13 protein-coding genes and 1 pseudogene are annotated in these 13,557 nt (G+C 69.1%); 5 read left to right on the top strand and 9 right to left on the bottom strand.

Annotation, left to right across the window (positions count from 1 at the left end):
* The first annotated feature begins 134 nt into the window (after positions 1-134).
* Positions 135-1,736 (top strand): DNA/RNA helicase domain-containing protein, encoded by a 1,602-nt coding sequence (locus ACN6LB_RS17085; RefSeq protein ID WP_445026644.1) that lies wholly within the window; start codon positions 135-137, stop codon positions 1,734-1,736.
* Between the two features lie 44 nt (positions 1,737-1,780).
* On the opposite strand, the pseudogene ACN6LB_RS17080 reads toward ACN6LB_RS17085, so the two are convergent.
* Positions 1,781-2,095, bottom strand: a pseudogene (locus tag ACN6LB_RS17080) (HD domain-containing protein); the annotation flags it as partial.
* A 38-nt stretch (positions 2,096-2,133) separates the two neighbouring features.
* On the opposite strand from ACN6LB_RS17080, the gene ACN6LB_RS17075 reads away from it, so the two are divergent.
* Positions 2,134-2,289: a hypothetical protein gene (locus tag ACN6LB_RS17075; RefSeq protein WP_445026643.1), complete on the top strand. Its 156-nt coding sequence runs from the start codon at positions 2,134-2,136 to the stop codon at positions 2,287-2,289.
* A gap of 454 nt (positions 2,290-2,743) precedes the next feature.
* Here ACN6LB_RS17075 and ACN6LB_RS17070 read toward each other — a convergent pair whose 3' ends face one another.
* The 5 genes from ACN6LB_RS17070 to ACN6LB_RS17050 all read right to left on the bottom strand — a co-directional run bounded on the left by ACN6LB_RS17070 (position 2,744) and on the right by ACN6LB_RS17050 (position 6,724).
* The gene (locus ACN6LB_RS17070; protein ID WP_445026642.1) at positions 2,744-3,097 is read right to left on the bottom strand and encodes a hypothetical protein; all 354 of its coding nucleotides are present in this window, start codon (positions 3,095-3,097) and stop codon (positions 2,744-2,746) included.
* Between the two features lie 38 nt (positions 3,098-3,135).
* Entirely contained in the window at positions 3,136-4,020 is an 885-nt protein-coding gene (locus tag ACN6LB_RS17065) for a hypothetical protein (RefSeq protein ID WP_445026641.1), read from the bottom strand.
* 269 nt (positions 4,021-4,289) lie between these two features.
* Positions 4,290-5,612, bottom strand: coding sequence for a DUF3616 domain-containing protein (locus ACN6LB_RS17060; protein WP_445026640.1), 1,323 nt, complete (start codon positions 5,610-5,612; stop codon positions 4,290-4,292).
* Positions 5,613-5,808: 196 nt separating this feature from the next.
* Positions 5,809-6,138 (bottom strand): MazG-like family protein, encoded by a 330-nt coding sequence (locus tag ACN6LB_RS17055; RefSeq protein ID WP_445026639.1) that lies wholly within the window; start codon positions 6,136-6,138, stop codon positions 5,809-5,811.
* A 40-nt stretch (positions 6,139-6,178) separates the two neighbouring features.
* Positions 6,179-6,724: a DoxX family protein gene (locus tag ACN6LB_RS17050; RefSeq protein ID WP_445026638.1), complete on the bottom strand. Its 546-nt coding sequence runs from the start codon at positions 6,722-6,724 to the stop codon at positions 6,179-6,181.
* A 137-nt stretch (positions 6,725-6,861) separates the two neighbouring features.
* Here ACN6LB_RS17050 and ACN6LB_RS17045 point away from each other — a divergent pair, with 137 nt between their 5' ends.
* Positions 6,862-7,188 (top strand): nuclear transport factor 2 family protein, encoded by a 327-nt coding sequence (locus ACN6LB_RS17045; RefSeq protein ID WP_445026636.1) that lies wholly within the window; start codon positions 6,862-6,864, stop codon positions 7,186-7,188.
* 104 nt (positions 7,189-7,292) lie between these two features.
* A complete protein-coding gene (locus ACN6LB_RS17040; RefSeq protein WP_445026634.1) occupies positions 7,293-8,342 on the top strand; it encodes an aldo/keto reductase in 1,050 nt (349 codons plus the stop codon).
* 39 nt (positions 8,343-8,381) lie between these two features.
* On the opposite strand, the gene ACN6LB_RS17035 is transcribed toward ACN6LB_RS17040, so the two are convergent.
* Both ACN6LB_RS17035 and ACN6LB_RS17030 read right to left on the bottom strand, forming a co-directional pair.
* Entirely contained in the window at positions 8,382-9,152 is a 771-nt protein-coding gene (locus tag ACN6LB_RS17035; RefSeq protein WP_445026632.1) for an ABC transporter ATP-binding protein, read from the bottom strand.
* Positions 9,153-9,263: 111 nt separating this feature from the next.
* Positions 9,264-10,739, bottom strand: coding sequence for an ABC transporter permease (locus tag ACN6LB_RS17030; RefSeq protein WP_445026630.1), 1,476 nt, complete (start codon positions 10,737-10,739; stop codon positions 9,264-9,266).
* Between the two features lie 416 nt (positions 10,740-11,155).
* On the opposite strand from ACN6LB_RS17030, the gene ACN6LB_RS17025 reads away from it, so the two are divergent.
* A complete protein-coding gene (locus ACN6LB_RS17025; RefSeq protein WP_445026628.1) occupies positions 11,156-12,343 on the top strand; it encodes a D-alanyl-D-alanine carboxypeptidase family protein in 1,188 nt (395 codons plus the stop codon).
* Between the two features lie 353 nt (positions 12,344-12,696).
* On the opposite strand, the gene ACN6LB_RS17020 is transcribed toward ACN6LB_RS17025, so the two are convergent.
* Complete coding sequence (locus tag ACN6LB_RS17020; protein ID WP_445026626.1) at positions 12,697-13,500, bottom strand: SDR family oxidoreductase; 804 nt, start codon at positions 13,498-13,500, stop codon at positions 12,697-12,699.
* Positions 13,501-13,557: the final 57 nt, after the last annotated feature.

The following is a 13,557-nucleotide window of genomic DNA, read 5'->3' as shown; positions in this document are numbered from 1 at the left end:
ACCGCCCTCCACGCGAAGTCCACGCCGAGTACGAGAAGTTGCGAATCGCCGCGTGAAATAGACGGTCAGACACCTGTCCGGCAAACGCGAGGCCCCTCATTCACCCGCGGACGCGGCAACCCTCCTATGTGGTCGTGGAACTCAAGCAGTGGAGCCAAGCGCAGCCCGAGGACGACGATCCGCTCCGTTGCCGAGTGGACGCCTACGCGCAGCCCGTTCTGAACCCCATCGAGCAGGTGCGGGGCTACTGCGACTACCTGGTCGCCTTCAACCGGTTTCTGGCCGAGCATCCGCACCGCATCGCAGGCGTCGCATATCTGCACAACGCCACCGAGTTCGGCGCCGTGGGCCTGTACGAGGTGGAACAGAGCGAACGCGGGCGACTGTTCACCGCCGAACGAAGGGGAGAATTCCTCGAGTACCTGCGGTCGAAGTTGTCACCTGAACCCGGAGCGTCGGCCGCCGACGAACTGCTCGCAGCCAAGGTGCAGCCCTCAAAGCAGTTGATCGCCGTTGCCGCCCAGGAAGTTCGGGAACGCGAGCAGTTCGTCCTGCTCGACGAACAGCGCGTGGCCTACGAAACCGTACTGACCGCCGTCCGGCGGGCGCGGCAGGCGGATCACAAGGAAGTCGTCGTCGTCACCGGCGGTCCGGGCACAGGCAAGAGTGTCATTGCCCTTTCGCTCCTCGGGGAGCTCTACCGGCAAGGCATCGCGGCCCTGCACGCGACCGGATCACAGTCCTTCACCAAGACGATGCGCAAGGTGGCGGGCGCGCGCAGGCGTGAAGTGCAGGATCTCTTCAAGTACTTCAACAGCTTCATGACCGCCGAACGCAACGGTCTCGATGTCCTGATCTGCGACGAGGCCCACCGGATCCGTGAGACGTCGGCCAACCGGTACACGCGAGCCGCGGAGAGGACCGGCAAGGCGCAGATCGACGAACTGATCGACGCGGCGCGCGTACCCGTATTCCTCCTGGACCAGCACCAGGTCGTTCGGCCGGGCGAGATGGGCACCGTGGAGGAGATCGAGACGGCAGCGGCGGAGAAAGGGCTGCGGTGCCGGGTCGTTTCCCTCGACAGCCAGTTCCGATGTGGCGGCAGTGACGCCTACCTGCGCTGGGTGCTCCGTCTGCTCGCCCTGGAACCGGGCGGAGTCGTCGACTGGGAGCCCGACGGCAAGGTCGGTCTCGAGGTCGTCGACAGCCCGCAGGAGCTCGAGGCGTTCCTCACCGCACGCCGGGCCGAGGGGTACAGCGCCCGGATGTCGGCCGGATACTGTTGGCCGTGGACCAAGAAGACGCCGCCGGGCCAGGCACTCCCGGCCGACGTCACCATCGGCGAATGGGCCCGCCCCTGGAACGTCTTCGGTGAGCGTGCAGTGGCCGGCGCTCCTCCGGCCGCCCTCTGGGCCACCGATCCGGCCGGCTTCGGACAGGTGGGCTGTGTCTACACCGCCCAGGGATTCGAGTACGACTGGAGCGGCGTCATCCTCGGCCCGGATCTTGTCTGGCGCGACGACCGCTGGGTCGTGGACCGCGCAGCCTCGAAGGACCCGGTCTTCAAGAAGTCCACGCCCGAAGCGGACGTGGACCGGCTGATCCGCAACACCTACAAGGTCCTGCTGACCCGGGGCATGGTCGGAACGGTCCTGTACTCCACGGACGCGGAAACCCGCACCAAACTCCGTTCTCTCATCCACCCGCACGAGGCCGTGACGGTTTCCGCCGTGTGAGTACCTCGCGGCAGGATCCTTACGGATGCTGTCGTCACCCGACCTCAGTTCCTCTGCTCGCCAAGCGCCGCCCGGAGCCAGTCCAATGACCCTGTGTCCAGTACCGCGTCAGCGAGTGCCTGGCCCGTCTGGGTGGTGATCCGGCCCCGGCTGTTGTCGATCCATCGCTGGGCATTGGCATAGCCCTGATCCCGGTATTCGATGCCCTGGATCATGCACTCCAATTAGTCGGCGTCGCGCGCGCAGATCGCTTCCGGGGAGTCCTTGGCCTCGTACTCGGCGACCAGGTCGCGCACGGCTTCGGCCAGGAGTTCGGGCATGCCGGCCACTTGGTCGGCGGTGATGTCGCGGGGGTCGGCCTCTCCGCTGGTGGTCAAGACCGTTTTCCTGCCAGGAGATGGCCGTCTGCTTCGGCCTGGAGACGGTGCCGGCGAAGGTGGAGGCGTTGCGGTCGAAGGCGAAGCGGATGGTGGCCCGAGGGTGGCTGGTCGAGCAGGTGCCGGGTCGGTTCACGCTCTCGGAGGGCGTGGCCGGACAACGCGCCGGATCGTGAACAGCGACCGTCAGCCCCGCAGAGTTTCTCCCTGGGGATCGAAGCAGACGAGGTGTTGTCGGCGGTGGCCCAGCCGGCGACGATCAGGTACTGGTTCGCGGCGTTCTTGCGGAGGTTGCGGATCGAGAGGCCGCCGTGAGGCGACCGGGCGACAGAACCCGGCGTACACCCCCACTCGTCTGCCGCTCTTCATGCGACGACGTGGCCCTCGTGCTCGCACGCACCAAGGCGCTGCACGCCGGACAGGTCCGGGTGTGGGAGCCTGCAGCCGACGTCGAGATGGTCGCCATCACCGCACCTGCGCCGGGCCCGCATCTTCGACGAGGGCGGCCCTGTGCCGCGTGCCCCAGCTCACCAGCAGCTGGGCACGCGGCACACGGCGACCGTCAAGACGATCTGGGCGGAACAAGCACTGTCCTGACCGTCGGCGAACGGTCCGTCTGGCAGTGTCCGGTCATTCGACCCGGAAGCCGATGCGGAAGGCCACGTCGAACGGCGAGTCGATGTTCAGCAAGAAAAAGACCCCGCCGTTCCGGGGGACGACGTTGCTGATCTGCATCCGAGCGGTTCCCGTGTCCGGGATTCCTGAAACGAGTTGGGCGATGGAGGCAAGAACGACGCTGTTGAGGTCGACCACCGGGCTGGCGACCTGAAACCAGAACTGACCATGCCCCTGGCCGCTCGCCACCCGCGTCACCCCTGTGACGTGCTCCAGGCCTTCTTCCGGCGCCGCCCGTTCCTCGTCCTGTACGGGCTCGCTCGATGCGTACATCGCCTGAGCCGAAGCCTCGTCGAATGTCCTGCTCATCGAAACACCTCGCAATTGACGGAGGAGAGACCCCGAGGTCAGAACAGGGAGCCGAGAACCAGCCGGGGGATCTTTCCGTTCAGGCGGATCGTCGAATCGGCGAAACCGAACGCTCCGCTGTCAGCGTCCACCGAAGCGCTGAACGCGAGCTGGCAGAAGTACACATGGCCCGCCGTTGCCGGGAAGAACACCTCCGCAAGGGCCCAGTCCCCTTCGACGTTCTCCCCGTGACTCTCGAACCAGCTGACGCCGTCATTCCACGTCGGCTGCACCTGGACCGGCGGTATGGCGTCGGTGTTGGTGGTGCCGTCGTGGATGCCGACGACGGTGGAGAAGCGGCTGTGCGCGACGTAGCCCATCGCGTTCTGCTTCCAGTACTTGTTGAATTCGATCGGCGCTGCGAACCGCTGATACGGGTTGTTCTGGGCGGTGTAGAACCAGGAGCCCAGGGACAAGTAGCACGAGTCCGATCCTCCGAACGCCTGCACCGCAAGGCTGAAGGTGCCTTGGTTCTTGTCCACGGCCGCACCTGGTCCCGTCGCGAAGTCGCCGTCGTACGGTGGCACCTTCACGGTGAAGTTCGTACTCGCTCTGAACTCCGCTTCCACCGCGCCGGCGCCGGACCGGCTCAGAGGCGACGGTGCGACCTTCTCGGTCATTCGCTTTTTTTGATCGGCCCGCATCCGTTCTGCGGCCTCGTCCAGGCCAGGAGTCCCGAGAAATACGTCCAGAACCGGCCGGGAGAGTTCCGCGGCGCGTCGCAGCTCTTCCTGCTGGCGCTCGGCTCTGGCCTCGAGCGTGCGGATGAGGTTCCCGCACGCCGCCTCGGTGATGTGGGGCTCGGGGACTTTGAACCCGAGCGAAGCCTCAAGCGCCTTCACCTCATCGACGCCGTGGGCATGGCTTTCCGTCAGAGTAGACATCGCTGGCTGGCACCTCGCTGTCCGTTCGTGAAGAGGCCCGCGGCGTGGTCCTCAGTACGGCTCCACGGGAGTCGCGTGAACTGACGGGCCAGTGGCTCTCACGGCGAACGGCCAGCGCATAAGGAAGTCTGTGTCGCTCACACATCACGCCGATCGGGCGGATTGCGACATTGCCGATATCCATCGACATTTACTTACCAAGGTAGCAAGCGAGTTGGCCAATCGCATCTCGGCAACTCTATGGCACCGGGCCCCTCGGCCGGCAACCGTCAGCTCCCCAGCGTGAACCAAGCAGCCCGCGACTTCTTCCACTCAGCGTGCGTCAGATCCTTCGCCTCCGTCCCGTCCCCGTAAAGGTCGGCCGAGCCGTTGTCGGTGAGGAGTTGGGCTCGGGCGCCCGGGGCGGTGAGGTCGGGGACGTCGATGACCGCCTCCCAGCCGCCGGGGTCGGAGGTGGGGAGGTCGAGGGTCTTGGTCGGGGCGTGGGCGGGGTCGCCGTCCCAGGTGTAGAGGGCGTACGGGTCGGTGTTGTCGTCGGCGGCCCAGGAACCGGCGACGATCAGGTACTGGTTCGCGGCGTTCTTGCGGATGTCTCGGATCGAGAGGCCGCCGAGGTCCAGCTCGATCGGGGTGCCGAAGGTGGCCGTTGCGCCGCTGCCGGCCACCTTGTCGATGTTCGTGACCGGCACGAGCAGCGCCTTGCCGCCGGAGACCGCCGGAACCAGCGGCGCGCGGAAGCCGATGTACGCCGTCGTTGTCGAGCCCGGCGCGAACTCCAGGCCCTCCACGTTGAAGCCGTTGGCCTCCTTGGGGATCTCGCCGTCCGCGGTGCCCGCCGCGAAGCCGTAGCGGTCGCCGTGCGCCTCGTCCCAGGCGACCAGGTCGTCGCGGAGCTTCTTGTATGCGCCGCCGTACGACAGGGTGGTGGCCGCGCCGGACCCGGTCACCTTGGTGGTGAAGAGGGTGTTGCGGGCGGGCTTGTACTCGCCGTCCTTGTTGTTGCCGAGCGAGCCCGTCCAGTAGATGGTGTCGCCCACGCGTGCCGCGCCCTCGATGTCGATCTCCTTGGTGACACCGATCTTCGAGCTGAAGTCCCAGGTCTTGACGGGCGCACCGGACGTCGAACGGTCGTACAGGCGCAGGACGTTGGACTCGTCGTCCGCCACGACGACATACCCGCCGCCCACGTCGACGGCCGCCGAGGCGTCGCTCGACCCGGTGAAGTAGCGGCTGTCCGCGCTCTGTTGGACGGCGGCGGACGCGGCGTAGTGCAGCGTCTTGGAAGCTGTTTGTCCGTCGACCCCTGTGACCTTGACGGTGAGGTCGGTGTAGCCCCGGCCGCGCGCGGCGACAACCAGCTTGCGGGCGGCGCCCGTTCCGGTGATCGTGACGTCGCCGGTCGTCGCCACCGAAGTCCTGCTGCTCGCCGTCACCTTGACGCCGAGCGCCCCGGCGTCGGCCCCGCTCTGCCCGACCGTCACGCTCACCGTCGGGTCCCCGGTCGCGCCCACCGCGCCCGACAGGTACGCCGCGGACAGGGCGATGCTCGGGGTGCCGTAACTCGCCGCCTGCGCCTGGGTTCCCATGCTCATGAGCGCGAGCGTAAGCGCCCCGCTCGCCATGGCAATCGCCCTGCGCCCGCCGGGGGAAACGTAGTCCTGCACTGGGAGCCTTCCGTCGTCACGATGTCGACGTGAAGGCTGGGCCGCCCCCACCAACTGCGAGCGGCCTCCGTACGCACACAGGGTGAACAGCTTCGGACGCGACAGTCGGAAGTGCCCCAGCCACTCAGGGAGTTCGGCCGCCGAGCGAGCGTTCCGTGACGCCCGCCAGATGCGTCGCGAAGACCTCGCGCGCGTCCGGAGTCAGCGTGCGCAGGGCGACCAGGGCCGTGATGACGACATCGCAGAGCTCCGACCGGACGTCGTCCCAGGTGTGACTCGTCCCCTTGCGCGGGTTCTGGCCTGTCGCGCCGATCACCGCCTGGGCGACCTCGCCGACCTCCTCGGAGAGTTTCAGCACCCGCAGAAGCAAGGCCTCCGGGCCGTCGACCGCCTTGTTCGCGTCCAGCCAGGCGTGCAGGTCGTCGATCGCTTTCCAGACTTCTTCGTCAGCCATGAGGGCAGCCTCGCAGAGGCGCAGGAGCCTTCCCCGGCTCCTACTCGTCGAACAGCGTCTCCTGCTCGCCCTCCGCTGCCCGCCGCACCAGTCGGCTCCGTGCCCCCACCACCGCCAGCGTGACCGCCGCCGTTCCGGCGAGGGCCGCGGGGACCATCCAGCCTCGGTCGAAATGGTGCCCGAGGGCGTGGTCGAGGGAGAGCCGGCCGGGGCCCGTCACGGCGAGGCCCGCCGCGGTCAGACCGAGGGACGCCGCGTGCTCGTAGCCGCCGCTCTGCGCGAAGAAGCCGTTGGGCGCGTGCACCGCGGACGCGCCCGCCATCGCGCCGGCCGCCGCCGCGCCCGCCGCCGGGGTCGCGAGGCCGAGCGCCAGCAGAGCGCCACCGCCCGCCTCGGCCAGCCCCGACGCCCTGGCACTCACCTTTCCGGGGGAGTAGCCGACGGACTCCATGAACTGGCCGGTGCCCTCGATGCCACCTCCGCCGAACCACCCGAACAGCTTCTGCGCGCCGTGCGCGGCCAGCACTCCGCCCGTGCCCAGGCGGAGCAGCAGAAGGCCCAGGTCTCGTCGGTCGTAGCAGGTCATCTCGTGTCACCTCTCGTCACACCGGGAGCGCGGTACCTCCACCGTCGCACCGCGTACCCCTCCCGCGCCCGTCCCGCACCCGGTTCGCGCCGCCGTTCGGGTGGCGGGCGCCGGGGAACGGTGTGAGTCTGGCCGGCATGACGATTCAGGTGACGAAACTCAGTGATCCGGCCGTCCGGGCCTTCGTCAGCGCGGTGAACGCCCACGACCGCGACGCCTTCCAGGCGGTCCTCGCCCCGGACGCGACCATGTCCGACGACGGCTCCGACCGTGACCTCGCCGACTGGACCGAGCGGGAGATCTTCTCCTCGCACGGCCACATGGAGGTCGACCGCGAGTCCAACGACGGCCACTCCCTCACCGCGCACTACTGCAACGACGCCTGGGGCGAGATGAAGACCAGGTGGAGCTTCACCGTCGACGACAGCGGCAGGATCTCCCGCTTCGAGACCGGCCAGGCCTGAACTTCGGGACCGGACAGACCTGCCTGACCTTCGAGACCGGACAGGCTCGAATCCCGTACGAGGTCTTGCGTTGAAGCGCGCTTCAACTCCTAGCGTCCACAGGCATGGACAGCAACGAGCACCCCAAGACCACCGGCACCAGCAGCAGTACCGGCAACGGCAACGGCACCGGCACCACCAGAACACTGGGCCGCAGCGGCATCGAGGTGAGCGCGCTCGGTTTCGGCTGCTGGGCCATCGGCGGTGAGTGGCAGACAGCCGACGGACAGCCGCTGGGCTGGGGCAAGGTCGACGACGACGAGTCCGTACGGGCCGTACGCCGCGCCCTCGACCTCGGAGTCACCTTCTTCGACACCGCGGACGCGTACGGCACCGGGCACAGCGAGCGGGTGCTCGGCCGGGCCCTGGGCAAGCGCCGGGCCGATGTCGTGGTCGCCACCAAGTGGGGCAACGTCTTCGACGAGGAGACCCGGACGGCACTGGGCCAGGACGACTCCCCGGCGTACGCCCGCCGTGCCCTCACCGCCTCGCTGGAGCGCCTGGGCACCGACTATGTGGACCTCTATCAGCTGCACATCTCCGACGCCGACCCCGTGCGTGCGGCCGAACTCCGCGACACCTGCGAGGAGTTCGTGCGCGAGGGCCTGATCCGCGCGTACGCCTGGAGCACCGACGACCCGGACCGCGCCGCCGTCTTCGCCCGGGGACCGCACTGCGCGGCCGTACAGCACCGCCTCAACGTGCTGCAGGACGCGCCCGAACTCCTCGCCCTCTGCGAGCAGTCGAACCTCGCGAGCATCAACCGCAGTCCGCTCGCCATGGGATTGCTCACCGGCAAGCAGTCGGCCGGACGTGCTCTCGATGCCGGGGACATCCGCAACGCGCCGCCCGCCTGGCTGCCCGGCTTCACGGAGAACCGCGGCGCCGACCCGGCCTGGCTCGTCAAGGTCGACGCGCTGCGGTCCATCCTCACCAGCGGCGGCCGTACGCCCGCCCAGGGCGCCCTCGCCTGGATCTGGGCGCGCAGCCCGCGCACCGTCCCGATCCCGGGCTTCCGCTCGGTCGCCCAGGCCGAGGAGAACGCGGGCGCGATCGCCCAAGGGCCGCTCACCGCAGCGCAGTTGACCGAGGTCGATCGCGTGCTCGGACGGTGAGCAGCCCCGCGGGACGCCGCCGACGGCCCGGTGGCCGGATCAGTAACCCTGACCGCCACCGCCGCCACCGAACGGCTGCTGGGCGTACTGCTGCCCGGCGTACTCCGGAGCCTGCGCTGCCGCGCGGCGCGCCCCGCCCTGCTCGGTGAGGGTGATCTGCCCGGCCTTGATGGTGGCGAGCCGCGGTGCGCGGCGGGCGATGGACGAGTCGTGGGTGACCATGATGAAGGTCAGCCCGTACTCGTGCCACAGCCCTTCGAGCAGCTCCATGATGTCGTCACGGGTGCCCTCGTCGAGGTTGCCGGTCGGCTCGTCGGCGAGCAGCACCTTCGGCTTCTTGACCAGCGCGCGGGCGATGGCGACGCGCTGCTGCTGACCGCCGGACAGCTCGCTGGGCGCATGGCTCAGACGGTCGCCGAGACCGACCGAGCCCAGCGCCTCGGCGGCCCGCTCGCGCCGCTCCCTGGGCTTCGCGCCGAGCGGTACGAGCGCGGTCTCCACGTTCTCCTGCGCGGTCAGCGTCGGGATGAGGTTGAAGGACTGGAAGATGATGCCGATCTTCTCGGCGCGCAGCCGGGTCAGCTTGGCCTCGCTGATGGAGGCGAGGTCCACGCCGTCCAGCTCGACGCTGCCCGAGGTGGGCCGGTCCAGGCCGCCGATCATCTGGAGCAGGGTGGACTTGCCGCCGCCGGTGGGGCCCTGGATGACGAGCTGGTCGCCGTCCTCGATGGTGAGGTCGACGCCGCGCAGCGCGTCCACCGTCTCCTTGCCCCGCGTATAGCGCTTGGTGACGCCGGTGAGCTTGTACATGAGTTCTCCGTGACTGGACTGAAAGGGGTGGGGCGCCGCGGCCCGGGGGGAACGGTCGCGGCGCCCCGGCTCAAGAGGTGTGGCCCGAGGGCCGGTTGGCCGACCGGCCGGTCAGGAGACGCTGCGCAGCGCGTCCGCCGGGCGCATCCGGGAGGCGCGCCAGCCGCCCATGGCGCCGGCGATCAGACCGCCGGCGATGGCCAGGCCGGCGGCGAGCGCGATGGTGGTCACCGAGACCGGCGCGGACAGCGCGACCTCCATGGTGTTCTTGGCCGCCGAGGCCGCCTGCTGACCCGGACCGCCGCCACCGGGACCGCCGCCCATGCCGCCGCCACCGCCGCCGGTGGAGCCGAGTTCAGCAGTCAGCTTCGGGCTGATCGCCGTCACCGCGTACGCGGCGCCGAGCCCGAGTGCGATGCCGAGGGCGCCGCCGAGCAGGCCGTTCACGATGGACTCGCCGACGACCTGCCGGGTGACCTTGCGCGACGGCCAGCCGAGCGCCTTCAGCGTGCCGAACTCCCGTACGCGGCGGCTGACCGCCGAGGAGGTGAGCAGCGCGGCCACGAGGAACGCGGCGACCAGGACCGCGATCGACAGCCACTTGCCGACGTTCGTCGCGAGGTTCGCGGCCGTCGACAGCGAACCGGAGACGGTGTCCGCGAGGTCGGCGGAGGTGGTCACCGTCGTCCCCGAGATGTTCTTCTGGATGGTCGACTTGACCGCGTCGATCTGCTTCGAGTCGGTCGCCTGGACGTAGATCGTGGTGACCTTGTTCTTCGCGTCACCCAGTGTCTGCGCCTGCTTCAGCGGCAGGTAGACATCGGTCGTCGAGTCGCTGCTGTCCGGCGTCGCGATGCCGATGATCGTGTACTTGGTGCCGGAGATCGTGAGGCTCTTGCCGACCGTCTTCTTGTTCTCCTTGGCGTACGACTTGCTGAGCACCGCGACCTTCGCGTTGGTCTGCGTCGCCGTGAAGGTCCTGCCCTTGGTGATCTTCGAGGTGGCGAGCGGACCGAGGTCCTGGTGGGCGACATCGACACCGGCCACGGAGTACGAGTTGACGTCGAAGGAGGCGCCGCCGCCCTGGACCTGCGGCTGCCCGGTGCTGGTGCCGCCGCCGGGAGCGCCCTGGCCGCCACCGCCCTGCTGCTGAGTGGTGGAGCTCTTCGCCTTGCCCTGGGTGAAGGAGCCGTCGACCTTGGTGACGTTCAGGCTGAGCGCGCCCACCGCGCTCGCCACGCCCTTCTGCGCCGCGACCTCGGTGACGAGCGAGGACTTCAGGGACTGCCCGCCCTGCGTCATCACCCGGTCGGAGCTCTGCGTCTTGCTGCTGTCCGACTTGGCGTCGAAGTCGAACTTGGGCCTGCTGGAGGAGTTGCCGGAGGGGGCCGCCCGGGCCTTGGTGACGGTCATGTCCGTACCGAGCCCGTAGAGCGACTGGAGGACCTTGTCCTGTGCCTGCTGCATGCCGGCCGACACCGAGTTCACGGTGATGACCAGCGCGATACCGAGCGCCAGACCCATGGCGATGACCAGAGCCGCCTTCTTGCGCCGGCTCAGCTCGCGCTTGAGATAGATGCCAAACATCCCGTTCCTCGAAGGTTCTTGGCGCCCGCTGTGGGCGCGGCCACAAACTATGGAGAAACCTTTGAGTCGGCCTGAGTAAAAGATGTGTCAGGGCTGAGAAAGTGACGGCGGTCATCAAATTTCCATAAGACAGCTGATTCCTAAGCTGTGGAGGGCGTACTGCCAGGAAACGCCTGTTGGGTGGGGTGTTGGTGAAGAAGAGCGGACCGCCCGGTGCGCACCTCCCGGTGGGACGGTGGACAGGCGCACCGGGCGGTCTCGTGCTCTTCGCCGTAGGCGTTTGCTTCACCGCGTGCGGGCCGGACTGTTCGGGGTTCCGTTCCGGCGCCTTTCTTTGCCGTGTCTTTGAGATTGCCGTGCCTTTTCTTTGGGACCCCGATGTGCGGGGGCCCCGGCGCGCTTTGTACGGTCCCGGGATGCGCGATTCCTCTCCGCTTTCCCGCCGTGCTGCCCTGGGCCTCGCGGCGGCCGTGCCGCTGGCGGCCGCCACTGCCGCCGCCGTCCCCGCGTCCGCCGCGACCGCCGCAACCGTCGTCGGTGGTGAGCGACTCGGCCGTCCCGGCGTCCAGGTGAGCGGTGCCTCGGGCCTGCCCAGGAAGCTCACGGCGCGCTCCTGGCTCGTCGCGGACCACGAGAGCGGCGAGATCCTCGCCTCGTACGACGCGCACACGCGTCTGGCGCCCGCCTCCACGCTGAAGATGCTGTTCGCGGACACGGTGCTGAAGAAGTTCGACCGCGCCGAGCGGTACACGGTGACCGACGCCGACCTGGCCGACATCCCCGCGGGCTCCAGCCTCGTCGGCGTCAAGCCCGGACTCACGTACACCGTCGAGCAGTTGTGGCTCGGTGTCTTCCTGCGCTCGGGCAACGACGCGGTGCACGTGCTCAGTCACATGTACGGCGGCGTCGCCGAGACGGTGGCCGCGATGCAGGCCAAGGCGGGCGACCTCCAGGCGCTGGACACCCATGTGGTCAGCCCCGACGGCTTCGACCACAAGGGGCAGTTGTCCTCGGCGTACGACCTGACCCTCTTCGCCCGGCACGGCCTCGGCGACGCCGACTTCCGCTCCTACTGCGCGACGAAGACCGCCGACTTCCCGGCGGGCGGCAAGAAGACCTTCCAGATCCAGAACACCGACCGCCTGCTGACGGGCGCGTGGGGCGTGCGGACGTACGACGGTCTGATCGGCGTGAAGAACGGCTACACCAGCCACGCGGGCAACACCTTCACCGGCGCGGCGACCCGCGGCGGCCGCACACTCCTCGTCACCGTCATGCATCCCAGGAGTGGCGGCAGCGGTGTCTACGAGGAGACGGCCGTGCTGCTCGACTGGGGGTTCAAGTGGGCCGGGCGCGCCAAGTCCGTGGGCACGCTGGTCGATCCGGTCAGCGAGGGCGGCGCCGCCGCGACGCCGACGCGGAAGGCGGTCAAGGGTGCCGCAGGTGCTCCGGCCCCGGCCGGTCAGGCGCACTCGGCGTGGGGCATGGTCGGCGGGGCGGGCGGAGCCGTCGCGCTGCTCGCGGGCGGGGCTTTCGCGCTGCGCCGGCGGCGGCGCGCGGTGGCGGACGACGACTCCGACGCGTCCGGCCGGCACCGGGCCTGAGGGCTTGCGGGTCGCAGGCCCGAAGGTCTGCGGGCCGAAGAGGCCAAGTGTGGTGGCAGCCGTTCCGCGGTCCGGTGCTTACCTCGCGGTTTCCCGCGAGGTCCGCCCCCTGCCGGGCCGTGGAACGGCTGCCGCCTCCCCCCTAGGAGTGGTCCTTGGGCGTACCGAAGCCTTGTGCTCCAAGTGTGAAGCTTTGATGGAGGAGTGTTGAGCATATGCCTGTTACCGGGCGGAACGGTACGGAGGTTCAGCTTCCGTTTGTGTAGGTTGAGCCGTTGACCACCTCTTGGTCCGGCGTTGATCCCACGTTGATGTCGCATACGACCCCGAACGGGTCGCGCCGGCGGCCGGGCTCAGCCGCGGCCCACGTAGGGCATCGCCGTCGCCAGCACCGTCGCGAACTGCACGTTCGCCTCCAGAGGCAGCTCCGCCATGTGCCGCACCGTGCGCGCCACGTCCGCGACGTCCATCACGGGTTCCGGCACCATCTCGCCGTTGGCCTGCAGGGCGCCGGTCTCCATGCGCCGGGTCATGTCGGTCGCCGCGTTGCCGATGTCGATCTGACCGCAGGCGATCCGGTACGGACGCCCGTCCAGGGACAGCGACTTGGTCAGGCCCGTCAGCGCGTGCTTGGTCGCCGTGTACGCGATCGAGTGCGGGCGGGGCGTGTGGGCCGAGATGGAGCCGTTGTTGATGATCCGGCCGCCCTGCGGGTCCTGCTCCTTCATCTGCCGGTACGCGGCCTGCGCGCACAGGAACGCGCCGTTCAGGTTGGTGTTCACCACGTGCTGCCAGGCGTCGTACGGCAGCTCCTCGACCGGCACGCCGCCGGGCCCGAACGTGCCCGCGTTGTTGAAGAGCAGGTCGAGCCGCCCGAAGCGCTCGCGAACGGCGGCGAACAGGGCCGCCACGTCTTCGGGACGGGACACGTCGGTGCGTACGGCGAGGGCGGCGCCCGCGGGCGCCTCAAGGGTCCCGGGTGCCTCAAGGGCCTCGGGTGCCTCAAGCGCGAGGGCGGCCGTCTCCTCCAGGGTCTCGGTCCGGCGGCCCGCGAGCGCCACCGACCAGCCGGTGCGCAGGAGTTCCACGGCCACCGCACGGCCGATACCGGAGCCCGCCCCGGTCACCACGGCGATCTTCGTCTGCATGGCATTCATGGGCCAGCAGCGTACGGCGGGACTCCGTCATGCGGAACTGGTTGTCCACCATACGGA

The sequence above is a fragment of the Streptomyces sp. SAS_270 genome (assembly GCF_052543295.1).
Note: the sequence above shows the minus strand (reverse complement) of the source record. Positions and strands in the feature narration are given on the sequence as shown.

What these genes read in the sequence shown, in the direction of transcription:
- ACN6LB_RS17075 (WP_445026643.1), top strand. Translation starts at nt 2,134, where the DNA reads ATGGCCGTCTGCTTCGGCCTGGAGACGGTGCCGGCGAAGGTGGAGGCG.
- ACN6LB_RS17070 (WP_445026642.1), bottom strand. Translation starts at nt 3,097, where the DNA reads ATGAGCAGGACATTCGACGAGGCTTCGGCTCAGGCGATGTACGCATCG.
- ACN6LB_RS17065 (WP_445026641.1), bottom strand. Translation starts at nt 4,020, where the DNA reads ATGTCTACTCTGACGGAAAGCCATGCCCACGGCGTCGATGAGGTGAAG.
- ACN6LB_RS17060 (WP_445026640.1), bottom strand. Translation starts at nt 5,612, where the DNA reads ATGAGCATGGGAACCCAGGCGCAGGCGGCGAGTTACGGCACCCCGAGC.
- ACN6LB_RS17055 (WP_445026639.1), bottom strand. Translation starts at nt 6,138, where the DNA reads ATGGCTGACGAAGAAGTCTGGAAAGCGATCGACGACCTGCACGCCTGG.
- ACN6LB_RS17050 (WP_445026638.1), bottom strand. Translation starts at nt 6,724, where the DNA reads ATGACCTGCTACGACCGACGAGACCTGGGCCTTCTGCTGCTCCGCCTG.
- ACN6LB_RS17045 (WP_445026636.1), top strand. Translation starts at nt 6,862, where the DNA reads ATGACGATTCAGGTGACGAAACTCAGTGATCCGGCCGTCCGGGCCTTC.
- ACN6LB_RS17040 (WP_445026634.1), top strand. Translation starts at nt 7,293, where the DNA reads ATGGACAGCAACGAGCACCCCAAGACCACCGGCACCAGCAGCAGTACC.
- ACN6LB_RS17035 (WP_445026632.1), bottom strand. Translation starts at nt 9,152, where the DNA reads ATGTACAAGCTCACCGGCGTCACCAAGCGCTATACGCGGGGCAAGGAG.
- ACN6LB_RS17030 (WP_445026630.1), bottom strand. Translation starts at nt 10,739, where the DNA reads ATGTTTGGCATCTATCTCAAGCGCGAGCTGAGCCGGCGCAAGAAGGCG.
- ACN6LB_RS17025 (WP_445026628.1), top strand. Translation starts at nt 11,156, where the DNA reads ATGCGCGATTCCTCTCCGCTTTCCCGCCGTGCTGCCCTGGGCCTCGCG.
- ACN6LB_RS17020 (WP_445026626.1), bottom strand. Translation starts at nt 13,500, where the DNA reads ATGAATGCCATGCAGACGAAGATCGCCGTGGTGACCGGGGCGGGCTCC.